At 33.3% G+C, this 14,888-nt stretch carries 16 protein-coding genes; 3 read left to right on the forward strand and 13 right to left on the reverse strand.

From position 1 onward, the window contains the following. Positions 1 to 39: 39 nt before the first annotated feature. The 8 genes from BN349_RS08025 to BN349_RS08060 form a co-directional block, all read right to left on the reverse strand. Positions 40 to 366, reverse strand: a complete 327-nt coding sequence (locus tag BN349_RS08025; protein ID WP_019241773.1) for an iron-sulfur cluster biosynthesis family protein — start codon at positions 364 to 366, stop codon at positions 40 to 42. A gap of 749 nt (positions 367 to 1,115) precedes the next feature. Next, entirely contained in the window at positions 1,116 to 2,051 is a 936-nt protein-coding gene (locus BN349_RS08030) for a manganese-dependent inorganic pyrophosphatase (RefSeq protein WP_019241774.1), read from the reverse strand. Between the two features lie 178 nt (positions 2,052 to 2,229). Beyond that, positions 2,230 to 2,832, reverse strand: a complete 603-nt coding sequence (locus tag BN349_RS08035; RefSeq protein WP_026089234.1) for a response regulator transcription factor — start codon at positions 2,830 to 2,832, stop codon at positions 2,230 to 2,232. Further along, the gene (locus BN349_RS08040; protein ID WP_019241776.1) at positions 2,768 to 3,958 is read right to left on the reverse strand and encodes a sensor histidine kinase; all 1,191 of its coding nucleotides are present in this window, start codon (positions 3,956 to 3,958) and stop codon (positions 2,768 to 2,770) included. Before BN349_RS08040 ends, BN349_RS08035 begins: the two co-directional genes overlap by 65 nt. Positions 3,959 to 3,962: 4 nt before the next feature. Then, on the reverse strand, positions 3,963 to 4,703 hold the full coding sequence (locus tag BN349_RS08045; protein ID WP_019241777.1) for an ABC transporter permease: 741 nt from the start codon (positions 4,701 to 4,703) through the stop codon (positions 3,963 to 3,965). Then, entirely contained in the window at positions 4,696 to 5,604 is a 909-nt protein-coding gene (locus BN349_RS08050; protein ID WP_019241778.1) for an ABC transporter ATP-binding protein, read from the reverse strand. Before BN349_RS08050 ends, BN349_RS08045 begins: the two co-directional genes overlap by 8 nt. 464 nt (positions 5,605 to 6,068) lie before the next feature. Beyond that, positions 6,069 to 6,200: a hypothetical protein gene (locus tag BN349_RS26620; RefSeq protein WP_019241779.1), complete on the reverse strand. Its 132-nt coding sequence runs from the start codon at positions 6,198 to 6,200 to the stop codon at positions 6,069 to 6,071. 140 nt (positions 6,201 to 6,340) lie between these two features. After that, positions 6,341 to 6,790 carry a YueI family protein gene (locus BN349_RS08060; protein ID WP_019241780.1) on the reverse strand — a complete coding sequence of 150 codons (450 nt, stop codon included), beginning with the start codon at positions 6,788 to 6,790 and terminating at the stop codon, positions 6,341 to 6,343. 447 nt (positions 6,791 to 7,237) lie between these two features. On the opposite strand from BN349_RS08060, the gene BN349_RS08065 reads away from it, so the two are divergent. Further along, the gene (locus tag BN349_RS08065; protein WP_019241781.1) at positions 7,238 to 7,705 is read left to right on the forward strand and encodes a hypothetical protein; all 468 of its coding nucleotides are present in this window, start codon (positions 7,238 to 7,240) and stop codon (positions 7,703 to 7,705) included. A 204-nt stretch (positions 7,706 to 7,909) separates the two neighbouring features. Here the strand turns inward: BN349_RS08065 and BN349_RS26330 are convergent, their stop codons facing one another. From BN349_RS26330 to BN349_RS08085, 5 genes are all read right to left on the reverse strand, one after another. Further along, on the reverse strand, positions 7,910 to 9,205 hold the full coding sequence (locus BN349_RS26330; RefSeq protein ID WP_232423534.1) for an HAD-IC family P-type ATPase: 1,296 nt from the start codon (positions 9,203 to 9,205) through the stop codon (positions 7,910 to 7,912). 29 nt (positions 9,206 to 9,234) lie between these two features. Beyond that, the gene (locus BN349_RS26335; protein WP_232423535.1) at positions 9,235 to 10,740 is read right to left on the reverse strand and encodes a cation-translocating P-type ATPase; all 1,506 of its coding nucleotides are present in this window, start codon (positions 10,738 to 10,740) and stop codon (positions 9,235 to 9,237) included. Positions 10,741 to 10,989: 249 nt separating this feature from the next. Further along, positions 10,990 to 11,130, reverse strand: a complete 141-nt coding sequence (gene yhfH, locus BN349_RS25310) for a protein YhfH (protein ID WP_019241782.1) — start codon at positions 11,128 to 11,130, stop codon at positions 10,990 to 10,992. A 264-nt stretch (positions 11,131 to 11,394) separates the two neighbouring features. Continuing rightward, positions 11,395 to 12,678: an isocitrate lyase gene (gene aceA, locus BN349_RS08080; protein WP_019241783.1), complete on the reverse strand. Its 1,284-nt coding sequence runs from the start codon at positions 12,676 to 12,678 to the stop codon at positions 11,395 to 11,397. 489 nt (positions 12,679 to 13,167) lie between these two features. After that, complete coding sequence (locus tag BN349_RS08085) at positions 13,168 to 14,373, reverse strand: MFS transporter (protein ID WP_019241784.1); 1,206 nt, start codon at positions 14,371 to 14,373, stop codon at positions 13,168 to 13,170. A 220-nt stretch (positions 14,374 to 14,593) separates the two neighbouring features. Here BN349_RS08085 and BN349_RS26110 point away from each other — a divergent pair, with 220 nt between their 5' ends. Both BN349_RS26110 and BN349_RS26625 read left to right on the forward strand, forming a co-directional pair. Then, on the forward strand, positions 14,594 to 14,740 hold the full coding sequence (locus tag BN349_RS26110) for a hypothetical protein (RefSeq protein ID WP_019241785.1): 147 nt from the start codon (positions 14,594 to 14,596) through the stop codon (positions 14,738 to 14,740). A gap of 7 nt (positions 14,741 to 14,747) precedes the next feature. After that, positions 14,748 to 14,879 carry a hypothetical protein gene (locus BN349_RS26625; RefSeq protein WP_019241786.1) on the forward strand — a complete coding sequence of 44 codons (132 nt, stop codon included), beginning with the start codon at positions 14,748 to 14,750 and terminating at the stop codon, positions 14,877 to 14,879. Positions 14,880 to 14,888: the final 9 nt, after the last annotated feature.

The following is a 14,888-nucleotide window of genomic DNA, read 5'->3' on the forward strand; positions in this document are numbered from 1 at the left end:
GAAACTATTGGGCTACGTCACAGGTTTTAATGAGATTGCCTACTTAATCCAATTGTAGAATTTCATAAAAGGATTAATGATGCCATTTGAATTCTTTAAACGAAAACAATTGTAATCTTTAACCCAAGCGATCTCCATTTCATCTTCTAAATAGACCGTTTTATCACGATCAACAAGCATTTTACCAATATTCGATTCTATCCATTCTTCATTTCCCTCTGGTTCTCCTATGTACCATAGTGTTGTAATTTCATCATCTCCACAACCACAATCTTCACTATCATAAATAAGCTTTACATAGCCCTCTTTACCATCAATCAATGCATCTAATCTTTTTTTCGCTTCTTCGTTCCATGTTATTTTCATCGTGTTCAACTCCATTGAGAGATACTGTTGTCTTTCCTTATGGCGTATTCACATACTTTGTTTTTAATATATAGTAGTGAATGTAGGTTGAATTTGGTTCTGGAAGTCTTACATTGTACACTCCAATCAACCAACCTTTTTTTATGCTGATTGCATATTCAAAAAATTTATTTAAAAACAAAATTCTTTCTGAAAACAGCCTACCTTTTAGTTCATTGTATCCATAAAAATCTTCCTTACTTTTAAAATATCATAATCGTGGATGGATTTCATGTAAAAAAAGAATGTAATACTAATAATGAACGTAATCTTAGTGATTTGAGTCGAGTATTTTTCTATATGTTATTTTTGCCTACTGTAATGACTAGGAACAAAAAGTGTAAATTAGTTGCAGTTACATTTTGATTCTACAACAGTCTTGTACCCCACTCCCCTATCCACCGTTTTGTGCTCATTTTATTCACCAAGCTTTTTTAAAAACAACAGTTGTTCTATAAAAAAGCAGCTTCTATTTACTTGAGCTGCTTCAAAAAGGCAACTTGTAGTAAAAGAGAGAAAATCGAGATTCTGGACTGAGAGCAGCTAATGAAGTGGCTATGGTCCAGCCCATGGATAGCGTCCGCTCGGAGCGGAAATCAACGGTCGTATTTATCTTTCTATCTTACAAAAAGAAAAAAGACTGTAAACAAACTCGAATCTATTCGTGTTTGTCTACAGTCTGATGGACCTCATTTACTTGAGCTGCTTTTTTAGTTTTTAGCTACAAAAATGTCTGTTAATACTGGAACAATTTGTTTCTTACGAGAAACAACACCTTCTAAAAGAGCTGTGCCATTTTCAAGTTTAACATTATAAGCTTCCTCAACGGCTGCTGCTTCTTTTCCAACAGCTAAAACCTTACTGTTACTATTTAATATATCTGTAACAGCAAGTAAGAATAAATCTAAGTTTTTAGCATCAATAACAGCATGGATTGCTTTTTCTAAATCTTCTTGATTAGACAATACTTCATTCACATCAATGGCATTTACTTGTGCAACCTCTACTTTGTAATTACCCATTGGAAATTCTTTAGAATCAATTGAAATCAGTTCTGCACTTGTTTTATCTGATAAATTAGCTCCTGCTTTTAACATTTCTAAACCATATACTTCAGCATCTACTCCCGCAATTTCAGCAAGCTCTTTTGCTGCCGCAACATCTTCATCTGTACAAGTAGGTGATTTAAACAATAAAGAATCAGAAATAATGGCAGATAGCATTAAACCTGCCGCTTCTTTTGATACTTGGATTCCTTTTTCTTTATATATTTTCAAAAGAATCGTAGCTGTGCATCCAACTGGTTCAGCACGATAATATAAAGGATCACTTGTTTCAAAGTTTGCAATACGGTGATGGTCAATTACTTCCAAAACTTTTACTTGATCTATATCGCTCACACTTTGTTGACGCTCATTATGATCGACTAAAATGACTGCATTTGTTTCATTTGCAGCTGTTTCAATTAATCTTGGCGCTTCTACCTTAAAATAATCAAGTGCGTATTGAGTTTCCGCATTCACATCACCTAATCTTACAGCTTCTGCTTGAACTCCAATTTGTTGCTTTAATTGTGCATATGCAATTGCTGAGCAAATTGTATCTGTATCAGGATTTTTATGACCAAAAACAAGAACTTTTTCCATTATGATATTCTCTCCTTAAATCTGTAACATATCGTAGTTTCATTTTTCAACATTGTCATTTTACCATAATTATTAAGATATGATAAAGTGAATCTTTACTTGTTGGATGTTTTCATTTATCCTCTAACTTTTAATTGAAGGAGCATGGCCCTTTTTTCTATATACTTATAGTAAAATATTATATCCAACCTTTTTCTTCTGCAATTGAAATGGCTTCAATACGATTTTTCGCACCAAGCTTACTGATTATTTCTGAAATATAATTTCTTACTGTTCCATTCGATAAATACAATATCAGAGATATTTCCTTCGTTGTTTTGCCTTTTGAAACCATCAGCAATATTTCTTGTTCTCTTTCTGTTAATGGATTATCCTTCTTCATTGATCCAATTATTAATTCAGATGCATACTGTCTTTTCCCTTCTACAGCCTGGCGAATATATTCTGCTAGCTCATCACTAGAACCATCCTTTAATAGATATCCATAAACATCTGCCTTTACAGCACGTTCAAAATATCCAGGACGAGCAAAAGTTGTCAGAATGATTACTTTACACGCCGAACCTATTCTTTTTAATTCTTCGGCAACTTCTAGTCCATTCATAATTGGCATTTCAATATCTACTAAACAAATATCAGGATGTAACTGTTCTATTAACTTAATCGCTTGGATTCCATTGGCTGCTTGGCCAACAACTTGTAAATCATTCTCTAAATCAAGAAGAGAAGAAAGTGCTCCTCGAAGCATTTTTTGATCCTCTGCTATTACAATTTTGATTATCATAGACTATCTTCCCCTCTTGTAATATAACTGGGATCGAAATAGTAACACTTGTTCCATTGTTATTACCAATAGACCATGTACCATCAATCATTTGAAGACGTTCTTCCATCCCCAGTAAGCCATTACCCATTACAAATGGATTGCTGAAGCCTTTACCATTATCCGAAACGATAATTTTGACCTCACCAATCAGCTGCTCCATTTGTATGGAACACTTTGTAGCATGGCTGTGCTTCACAATATTAGTGACTGATTCCTTTATACACATACTCAAAATATTTTGCGTTAGTAGGGACACGTGTTGAAGATGTGTATCCCCTATAAAATGATAACTAATATTAGCTGCACTTAATATAGATTGAACTTCATTCAATACCTCTCGAACAGAAATCATCCGCATATCTGAAATGAGTTCTCGTACTTGAGATAAGGCTGCTCTTGAGGTTTTTTCAATTTCTCTTACTTCAAGCCTCGCTCTTTCACTATCCTTTTGAATTAATTTTTCAACTAGCTGACTTTTTAAGGTAATTAAGGATAATGTATGGCCAAGTGTATCATGTAAATCACGTGCAATTCTTAATCGTTCCTCACGTTTTATTAACTCGTTAATTTGTTCATTTGCTTCTTTAAGTTGTCTTTGTAATTCCATCTTACTATTCATTGATCGAAATCCTAATGGAGAAATTAACATGATAATGATGAACGGTACTAAAAATAAGAGATCATCTTGGAAAGCATCGTAACGGATGAATACTGGGCAAATAATACTAAAAGCCAAATAAGCGATGCCCAGCGCAACTCTTTTCCAATCTTTATACCAGCTAATAAAATTTCCTGGAAAGAATCCTAAAAAAATATGATAGCTATTATAAAAGACTGAGAGTATAAATATCAGAGTAATTTGCACAAACAACCAAACGTCATAAATTCTAGATCCTGTAACAAAATATAGTTGACGATAAGAAAGAAGAAAAATGAGGATTAAAAAATATCCCATAATAAGTTTCAAGCCATGTTCAAACGATATATAATACAAAGGAAAGAAAATATAGACAAGAAATATATACGGTAAAAATCCATATCTTTTTGGGAATAATTCGAATTTTCTGAATAAAAATCTCACATAGTCACACCACCGCGTTTTGTTTTCTCCTAATATAGCTAGATAGTAACATAAAAAGGAATAAATATCCTATTAGTATCAACACATTTTTAAATTCTGGAGCGCTTCCACTAACTATTGCCCAAGCACCATTACCGAGATTAAAGGCTGGGAGCCAAACAGAAACTTTTTGTATATACGATGGCATTATTTCGATTGGCATCCACATACCACCTGTCATAGCTAGAGCCATGTATAGAACATTACTTATCCCTGTTGCAGTATCCACACGTTTAATGGTTCCTATTAATGTTCCAATAGCTAAAAAAGGTAGTGAGCCTATAATAATCCAGATTCCGGCAAACAACCATTCACTAAAAGAAAGAGCTACGGAATTAACCACTCCACCTACAAAAAATATGACTACTACTGAAATGATATGAATGATGGACTGACTAAACATTTTGGAAAAAAAGTAGACTTTGGGAGATAAAGGTGTCGTTTGCATAAAAAGGAGCCATCCTTTACTTCTTTCTTCTACTAAACGAATGCCCAATGTCATGATTCCAGAACCCATAACGCTAAAAGTTGTCATAGACATTAATAAATGCGCTTTATAATTAGTGATATTTGGATTTTCAAAGGTGAACACTTTAGTGAAAAGAAAATAGAATAGGATTGGAATGAATAATGACCAAAAAACATAATAAGGATTTCGTAGAATTCTTATTGTTTCAAATTTACATTGCATCCATAAACTATGCATATTCTTTTCCCTCCCCTTCCATCGTTAAATTTTCAAATGCTTCCTCTAACCTTCCTTGTTCAATTCTAATGTTTTTCAAAGGTAGGTTCATCTCAAACAATTGTTTTAATACCAAATCTAAGTCTTCTGCAACAATATATATACGATTATTACTTTCATATAATTCTGTAATAACAACACTCTTTTTTAAGATTTCTAAAGAAATGTTGTCGTTCTTATCAAATGATAACAACTTTTTTGAAAGCCTTGTTTTTAAAGAAGTCGGTGACCCATCGGCAATAATGCGCCCTTTTGAGAATAAAAGAATACGTTCAGCAACATCATCAGCTTCTTGCAAATAATGCGTAGTAAAAATAATGGTCTTACCACTCTTCTTCAGTTGCTTTATGGTCTCCCAAAAATTTTTCCGAGATGAAAGATCCATACCGACTGTAGGTTCATCTAAAAATAAAATATCTGGATTACCAGCTAACGCTAAAGCAAAGCTTAATCTCCTCTTTTGACCACCAGATAGCTTATGTGCGAACTTGTTTATTTCACTACTATCGAAGCCAGTATATTGCATTAACTGCTCAAGTGATAAGGGATTAGAATAATAAGAACGAAATAATTGTAAAATTTCTTTCACCTTTAAAGAATCTATCACACTCACTTCTTGAAGCATAACTCCGATGCGGTTTTTTACCGCTTGATCAAAAGATTGTTGTTGGAACACTTCAATCCTTCCTTTACTTGCTCTTAACAAACCTAACATCATTAAAATGGTAGTAGATTTCCCCGCACCATTAGGACCTAATATCGCCACTGTTTCTCCTTCAGAAATCTTAAATGAAGCCTCTCGAACAGCTTGATGATTTTTAAACATTTTGCTTACATTTTGAAAAGAAACAACATTTCCCAATCTATATCTCTCCTTTTTTATTTTGATCTATGATCTCATTTCTAATGTAATTGTATGAAAAAAACACTCATACCTTTAGTAAGTAATGTCATGAATTGATATGACAATTGTCATTTTAATAAAAATAAGTTGAGTGAATAAAATGAATATTAAAAAGACAAGCGGAGCGTAAAAAGTGAGACACCTAGAGCGGAATTCAGGGCAGCCTATATTCACTAACTTATTCATAAGTAACAAAGTATGCGAAAACATCCTAATAGAAAAAGCCTTATCAAAATTGACAAGGCTTTTTCTTATGATCTTTTTCATATGTTAACTAGTTTGTTTGGTTTTATTGTAATACTTGACGCCATATAGCGCACCTTCATCAACCATCTTATTATCCTGTGTATCGTAAGGATTTGGATTTCCAGCTTTTTCAACTAAATCCCTTTGCGAAGTCGTACTATTTGAATTTAATACGGCTACCCATTTATTTTTTGAGTTTTGATAATAATTGAAAAGTTGTTCTCGTTTTTTTTATCTTTTAAAATAGTTGATAATCCAATAGCACCTGCTAATCCGATTCCTACTTTAAACATTTTTTTCGTTTTCATTATTAACATCCTCCTTTGCTTGCTTAACTATATATACCCGCATTTTCATCATTTACACATTATTAATATTTCAAATTCATTACAAAGAATATATAACAAGCTAGAAGGTAAATTATATCTTACTATACAAGTTGATTAGATTACTTTTTAGCAAAGATCTTTTTTAAAAAAGAAAATCCACTTTTTTGAGGTTGTTTTATAGGAGAGTTATTCCCTTTACTTTCATTTTGCAAGAAAATATTTTCTTTATCGATGGCATAATCATATGCGAGGACTAAACCTATTTCACTATTATGTTCTTTATTATTCACTATTGTAAAAGTAATATTATACGATTTGGCTTTTTGTATATATTTAGATAAATACGAATAATCAACATTTCCATTCAAGTATAACTTTGCCTGCTTATTCTTTCTCATTTCTTCATCTAGCTCTGTCTGAACATTTTTCTCACGTACCTGAGGTGCAGTTAAAGCAATAACAATTCGCTCACGTAACGTTCCAAGAAATTTTCTTCTTTCATCAGGGTTTATTTCCTTAACTCCATAAATCCCTTGTTCAATAATATCTTCAACCGTCTTCTTAGACAATTTGCATCCTCCTTAAAACTGGTGATCTATCTATGTAGAAGTATAGTATGTAGTATTTCTCAAATTTGGGAAAGTAATAATTAATGGAAACTTATTCACTCAGAAAGTCGCCAAAAAAGAAGTACCATATTTCGGTAAAAAGTTTAGATACGTGGAGAAACAGGAGAATTGACAGTCAAGTATAAAACCGCAAAGGTATTATACTCGGAGACTTCTGTGGAAGCAGTGGGATAGATGAGACTTCTCGGCACGCCCGCGGAAAGCGAGCATCATGAAACGCCATTCAATTTTAGCCTATATTCAATCCTTGTTCATAGACAACAAAAGTATGCGAAAACAACCAAAAAGCAACAAAACGAATAGGTAATTTATGTTAAAATAAGAACTAAAATAAGCAGTTCCTATACCGTTAACGAGCAGGATCGTTTAGTTAAAAGAGGTGGTATTTTGAAAAATATATATATTTCTTGGGTCATAAGTATTCTGCTTTCATTTCTTGGTTTCTATCTCATAGAAAATACATTTACGATTAAACCTGATGTCATTTCAGGCAATGGAAATCTCGGTATGTTGATTATACTTCTTTTATCACCTCTTTTTATCACGAGTTATTTCTTAACTTATAAACTGTCAAAAGAAATATCATACAATACAATGAACAGGATAAAAAGAATATTCTTTTTATCCATCTCATTCATATGTTGTGTATTATTGATATTCCCAATCGTAAGTTATACAAGTGAACTGATAATTGCTTTGGGAGGAACACCTTCTAATCCTGACTCTAGAATTTATCGCTTTGGTTGGTTTAATCAGTATACAAATAGTATATATTTTAATGTTTATACTTTTTTACTGACCCATATTATAGTTGCCATCATTGGTTTCTTATCCATCAAAAGAATGAAACCATAAAACAATTGTATATTGGAGCCTTAATTGAATTGCCCCATACAAAAGTAAAGCTCAGAGCCATATAGAAACTCTGAGCCATTTGCGCGTCGTTTGCTGTGCTAATTAACCTGTAAATTAAAATGTTATTTAGCTCGTTATTTAGATTTTCTCCACCAAAACTAAAGATTTATATTTCTGGAACTTCTTTATTTTGACAAGAATTAATTAACAAGCCATTCTTTCTTTAAGTTGTTTTCTTCTAACAAACCATTTTCGAGTTTCTTCAAGCGAAATTAAAACGAATGGACAAACTAACAATAAAGCTAAATGATGAAGTTTAGGTCCTGTTGTTTCAAATAATGTCTGCATAAACGGAACATACGCAATAACCAAAAATAATGCAATCTCTATTCCAATACCCCATAGCATTAAAGGGTTTTTCTTTTTTAATGCTTTATAGAAGCATTGACGTTGAGAACGGCAAACTAAGACATTGCCAATTTGGCAAGCAATAACCGACCCAAAAGCCATCGTAATCGCATATTGATAAACATACTTAACATGCTCACTAGCTGAACCATCGACAATTGAAAACGTTAATGAACGAACCTCTGCAAATGTGTATCCAAAATGGTTCCAAGTAAAGAAAAACATTGCAAACAACATCATCGCTTCAATTACACCTAAAAAGGCATAAGAACGAAGCAATACATGTCTATCTAAAATATTACTATTCCGGCTTCTTGGCGGACCATCAAGAATATCATCATCTGGTTCTTCTTCACCTAGTGATATAGCTGGAAGTAAATCAGTTCCTAAATCAACTGCTAAGACAAGTAATACGGTTAAAGCCAACGGTATATTGAAAATACCCATCAATAAAAAAGGTAATACTTCAGGAATATTGGAAGCAAGGATGTATGTTATAAATTTTTGAATATTACTATAAATGGCACGTCCCTCTTTGACCGCTTCCACAATCGTTGCAAAATGATCATCTAATAATACAACATCAGAAGATTCAATCGCTGCATCCGAACCATTTTTCCCCATCGAAATACCAATGTCAGCCCTACGAAGAGCTAAAACATCGTTAATACCATCACCTGTTGATGCAACTACATGCCCAAGACTTTGATACGTTTCAACTATTTTCAGTTTGTCCTTTGGTGTAGTGCGTGCAAATATAACAGGCAGTGCCGTATCTATTTTTTTAGCTAATTGTTGCTTAGACAAGCTTTCTACCTCTGCTCCAGTAATGGCAACATATTTATCCTTGACGATGCCTATTTGCTTAGCAATTGCAGCAGCCGTTAAGCTATAATCACCCGTTACAATTGTTACCTTAATGCCTGCTCGATAACAATCTTCAACCGCTTCTCGAACTCCTTCTTTTGGTGGGTCATACATAACAACTAAACCAAGGAAAATTAAATCATTTGATCCTTCACTTTCTTGATCTTGTTCAGAATAGGCTATAGCCAATAAACGATATCCTTCTTTTGCCATCTGATTGTTCACTATCTGTATACGCTCTTTTTCTTTTGTAGTTACTTCAATTTTTTTCCTTCTTTAAAAATATAACGACAATAGCTAAGGACTTTTACTGGATCTCCTTTAGTGAAATTGATCACATAATCTAGTTTAAAAAATGGACTTTTCTTGTTTTTTGCCATAACTGTCATTGTTTTCGTATCAGAACTAAAAGGGACTACTTTAGTCCGTTCAAATTGATTTTTCACTTCATCTATATCCATACCAAACTTTTGTCCAGCAATTAATATAGCCGCTTCGGTGGGATTACCAATTATTTTCCACTTACTTTCATCTTCATGACTAGTACGAATAATAGTATCGGAACAAATCGCTGTAGCTGCAACCAATCGTTCTATTGTTTCTCGATTTTGATTGTTAATACCTGTTAACTTCCCTGCTTTACCGTAGCCGTCCCCATCTATTTCAATGATTCCATCTGCTGTCCATATTCTCTTAGCAAACATCTTATTCTGTGTAAGTGTCCCTGTTTTATCTGTGCAAATGACTGTTGTGCTACTTAATGTTTCTACAGCTGATTGTTTTCTTACTAACGCATTTTTTTTAGCCATTCGTTGCACACTGAGTGCCAAAGATAAACTTACTGTTGGCATTAAACCTTCTGGAATATTTGCCACAATAATACCTATTGCAAAGATTAAAGCTGCATTTACAGTAAAATTACTTACAAATAAAGAAATACTAAAAGCTAAAATACCGATTACACCAGCAATGATAGATAACACTTTTGTTATTCTTTGAATTTGAATTTCTAATGAACTTTTTCCTTTCGTAATTGTTGCAGTTGTTTGTGTAATATTACCTAATTGTGTGTTCTTTCCAGTGGCTAAAACGACCCCTTTTGCATCGCCACCTGTAATAGATGTACCTGCAAACAATAAATTACGACTATTGATAATGTCACCTTGCAAATCCTCACACACTTCATCACGATTTACCGGAACCGATTCACCAGTTAACATCGAATTATCAACAAATAAATTATGAGAAAAAACAACGCGAATATCTGCAGGAACTTTATCTCCTGCCATTAAATGAATAACATCACCTGGAACTAGCTCATCTGCAGTCTTAACTATTACTTCACCATCCCTACATACTTTCACATTGTTAGGAATCATTTGTGAAAGTGCCTGCAATGCTTGATCTGCTTTTCTTTCTTGTACAAAAGAAAAAACAGCATTAATAAAAATAATGCTCCAAATAACATAACTCAATAAAGGTGTTCCTGAAATAAATGCTAAAATACTTGCAACCCACAACATAATCGCCAATACGTTTACAAATTTCATAAGTAGCATTCTTACTGGATGAAATAATTTTTTACTCTTTATACTATTTCTTCCATAAACAAGTAAGCGAGCTTCCGCTTCCTTCTTCGTTAAACCATTTTCCGTCACATTCATATAATCAAAAACAGCTTTCGATTGTAGCTCTACAATCTCGCTCATATTTATTAAATTTGCTGTTGATTTTTCTTCTTTACTGTTATGATGAGACATTAAAACCATCTCCTTTTTAAGCCTTATAAAGATAAGAATAGTGAATGTTTGCAACATCAACCAAAGGTCTAACTAAAACAATCCAATACTTTCAAACACATAATCTCATTAAAATAAAACAATTAAATTATTTTGACATAACTATTATTTCTCCAAACTACTAAAATCTAAACATATATTAAATGAATTTTCAGAAACAGGTACGATCATTTATTTAAACAAAAAAAAGACGAGGTCTTTGGCCCCGCCTTAACATTCTTGCTTCTTAGATAAACAACGATCGCATTCCATTAAATAGCATTCCTGGCTAATATGAATAGTCGCACCACACTCTGGACAACTTTTTTCTGTAGAAATTTTATAATATTCCGTTTTTGGTTGATTTTTCATTTATATTTCCTCCTATATTTAAATTGTGTCTCTCTACATTTACAATGTAGAGAGACATATTTCTATTTTTTCTAAAAAGATAAGAATGTATATAATTTTGGATCAAGTTTGCTGGCTAGCTCCAGCATCCAGCTCCTAGTGTACTTCGCCAACCTCCCTACGATAAGTCAACATCGAATCGCCTACCGGCTCTTCGTGTTTCCTTTATCTCAGTCGGTGGGCTCCAGTCCATACGGAGCTAATCGGGCGCTTGCGCTTTTCTAATTACTTTACAGTTTGGAATTGTTCTGCTTCCGTAGAACCTTTTAAAGCTGTAGTTGAAGATGTGCCACCTGATACGATTGTAGCTACTTCATCAAAATAGCCAGTACCTACTTCACGTTGATGTCTTGTTGCAGTATAGCCATTTACTTCACTAGCAAACTCAGCTTGTTGTAGTTCTGAATATGCAGCCATACCTTGATCTTTGTATTTACGAGCTAATTCGAACATTCCATGATTTAATGAATGGAAACCAGCTAATGTAACAAATTGGAATTTATAACCCATTTTCCCTAGCTCTCTTTGGTAATTTGCAATTGTTTCATCATCTAATTTAGCTTTCCAGTTAAATGATGGTGAGCAATTATAAGCTAATAGTTTACCAGGGAACTTCGCATGGATTGCATCTGCAAAACGTTTTGCATCTTCAAGACTTGGTACAGAAGTTTCGCACCAGATTAAGTCAGCATATGGTGCATAAGCAAGACCACGAGCGATTGCTTGATCTAAACCAGCCTTAGTACGGTAGAATCCTTCTGGAGTACGTTCGCCAGTGATAAATGGTGCATCAGCAGGATCAACATCGCTAGTGATTAAATCTGCTGCATCCGCATCAGTACGAGCAATTAAGACTGTTGGAACACTCATAACATCAGCAGCTAAACGAGCTGAAATTAAATTTTTAACAGCTGTTTGTGTTGGAAGTAATACTTTACCACCTAAGTGACCACATTTTTTCTCTGAGGAAAGTTGATCTTCGAAGTGCACGCCTGATGCTCCAGCTTCGATCATGCCTTTCATTAATTCAAATACATTCAATTGTCCACCAAAGCCAGCTTCAGCATCTGCCACAATTGGTGCAAACCAATCGATTTCCTCATTTCCTTCCATGAAGTGAATTTGATCAGCACGTTGTAAAGCTTGATTAATACGTTTTACAACTTGTGGTACAGAGTTAGCTGGATATAAACTTTGGTCTGGATACATATGACCTGAAAGGTTTGCATCAGCAGCTACTTGCCATCCGCTTAAATAAATCGCTTTTAATCCGGCCTTTACTTGTTGCATTGCTTGATTTCCTGTTAAAGCACCAAGAGCATTTACAAAATCTTCTGTATTAATTAGATTCCAAAGTTTTTCAGAACCTCTACGTGCAAGTGTATGCTCAATATCCAGTGAACCTCTTAAACGAATAACTTCTTCAGCACTATATGGTCTAGTAATCCCTTTCCATCTCTCTTCATTTTGCCAACTTTGTTCTAATGCTTGAATTCTTTCTTCTCTCATTTGAATTCCCCTCCAAATATTATCTTTATATTTTGAAAATTTCAAAAACACTTCTAGGTTTCGTTTTTGAAATATGTAAAACCTTGATTCATTCATCTTGTAAACTTATTTAAACAAAATAAACCTGCTTCAACATTGTTATAATACAGTTATTTTTATTTCTCTTGTATTGTATAACATATTAATTCCTTTTGTCACTACTTTTTATAAAATTTTTTCTATTTTTTGAAAGTTTTTACATTAATACCGTTTAAAACCATGATGAATACAGGGTTTTCATTATCAAAAAAAGAAATACAGATTTCAATTCGTAAGTTTGTCATAAAACAGTTTGTGTGTTAATACAGAAGAATAACTCTATAAGTGTATTAGTCATATTCATTTAACTTCATTGCATGTCAAAAAGACCCTCCAACGGATTCGTATTCCAAAAACATATTTGGAATAACTTCCATCGAATGGATCTTTATTCTTTTATCACTCATTTACTTAACACTCTTCATCCACTTGAATGTTTTTAGCTACAAGGATTACTAACATAAAACTAAAAGTAGCAAGAAAGATCGCTGGAATTAGCAATGCTTTTGTTAAAAACATGGACATTATAGGTGGGCCAATTGCCACACCAATAAACCTTGCCGAACTATAAAACGAGGTAATAACTCCTCTTTGTTCCTTTTGAATATTTTCTGTAATTAAAGCATCTAACGTAGGTAGGAGAAACCCGATTGCCACAGCAATAACAGAAGACAAAAATAATAAAATGAAAATAGAATAATCCTCTCTAAAAAACAGGAGTGAGATAGCTTGAAGGACTAATCCCATTAGAATCATCTTTTTCATTCTTTGCTTATTTCCTTTAATTAAATGTCCTCCTACTAAAGAAGCAACACACAGAAATATCAATGGAATCGCTAAAACTAAACCTTTCTTAATATTATGAAGATGATACACTGTTTCTAATTGATTAGATAGAAATACTTGTAGAGCAAAAAGGATAAACATTGCAAAACCACCTACTAAAAATAGGGAGAATAACCAGTTCCCTTCTATTTTAAAAATAGATCTGGCATTTTTCACAAAGGCTTTCAGCTTCATATTTTTTGGCTTTCTTGACGGTTTTACAAAAAAAAGGACTAATAGAAATGAAATCAAACTAAGTAATGAAATGAAGTAAAACGGTAAAAACCATATAATCGCAGCAAAAACAGCCCCTAAAATAGGGCTTAATACTTTTCCAAATGTATTGGATGTCTCGATAATCCCAAGAGCTCCACTAGCATCCTCATCTCGCGGATATAAATCACCTACTAAAGGTAAAACGATTGGTGCAGCACCCGCTGCTCCAACTCCTTGTAATAGCCTTCCTATTATGATCGTCCAATACGATTGATTCATCTTCCAGGCTGCTACACCAGATATTAACCCTCCAATAATGACAATTATTAAACACGGTAAAATAATCTTTTTCCTGCCATATTTGTCTGAAAGAAGACCAGCGATTGGGATAAGTAAGATAGACGCCAATGAATAACTTGTAATAAATAGACTTGATTGAAAAGAAGTAATATGTAACTTCTTCTCCAAAATTGGTAATACGGGAATAAGCATACTATTTCCGAGTGTCATTATTAGTGGTATCGATGCTATGCTCAACAAACACATTTTACTTACCTTTTGCAAATTTTTCTTCATCTATATCCTCTATTCACTTGCTTTTTTATTAATAACTTCTTCATTTAAACATTTAATATGCCTTCCTTTTTTATCATAATGCTATGTTACATGAGATCTTTCTTTTATCAGAATAATCCGAAATAAAATTTACCCTTTGAGAAACTATTTGCAGATAACATTATTTACATTGTTTACTTCTAGTAGCTTGTAACACTCTAATGATTAAGAGGTGATGTAATTGAAAGAACAATCATTAAAGTCTAAATCCATTTCAGCATTAAATAAACGAACCGCTGGTCATTCAATTAATGAGTTACGTGTTCAAGAAGCAGCAAATTTATACAATGCCTCAAAAGAGATCGCTCAACAAAATAATAATTTATAGGTGACTTATGAAAAATCAAACGAAAGTGACGATTGTGGGAACAAATATAGAGGAAGTAAAAAGACAGAATGCCAACTCAGGATTAACCTACAATGAAGTAAAAAATCTTCTAGCAAAACTATATCAACAACAAAATTAAAAAAGAGGC

Origin of the sequence: Bacillus sp. AP8 (assembly GCF_000321185.1) — a bacterium.
In the GTDB taxonomy this organism is placed as follows: Bacteria; Bacillota; Bacilli; order Bacillales; family DSM-1321; genus Bacillus_AD; species Bacillus_AD massilioanorexius.

Excerpts from the sequence above, each read along its gene's own strand:
- BN349_RS08025 (WP_019241773.1), bottom strand. The coding sequence starts at position 366 with ATGAAAATAACATGGAACGAAGAAGCGAAAAAAAGATTAGATGCATTG.
- BN349_RS08030 (WP_019241774.1), bottom strand. The coding sequence starts at position 2,051 with ATGGAAAAAGTTCTTGTTTTTGGTCATAAAAATCCTGATACAGATACA.
- BN349_RS08045 (WP_019241777.1), bottom strand. The coding sequence starts at position 4,703 with ATGCATAGTTTATGGATGCAATGTAAATTTGAAACAATAAGAATTCTA.
- BN349_RS26620 (WP_019241779.1), bottom strand. The coding sequence starts at position 6,200 with ATGAAAACGAAAAAAATGTTTAAAGTAGGAATCGGATTAGCAGGTGCT.
- BN349_RS26335 (WP_232423535.1), bottom strand. The coding sequence starts at position 10,740 with ATGTCTCATCATAACAGTAAAGAAGAAAAATCAACAGCAAATTTAATA.
- yhfH (WP_019241782.1), bottom strand. The coding sequence starts at position 11,130 with ATGAAAAATCAACCAAAAACGGAATATTATAAAATTTCTACAGAAAAA.
- aceA (WP_019241783.1), bottom strand. The coding sequence starts at position 12,678 with ATGAGAGAAGAAAGAATTCAAGCATTAGAACAAAGTTGGCAAAATGAA.
- BN349_RS08085 (WP_019241784.1), bottom strand. The coding sequence starts at position 14,373 with ATGAAGAAAAATTTGCAAAAGGTAAGTAAAATGTGTTTGTTGAGCATA.
- BN349_RS26625 (WP_019241786.1), top strand. The coding sequence starts at position 14,748 with ATGAAAAATCAAACGAAAGTGACGATTGTGGGAACAAATATAGAGGAA.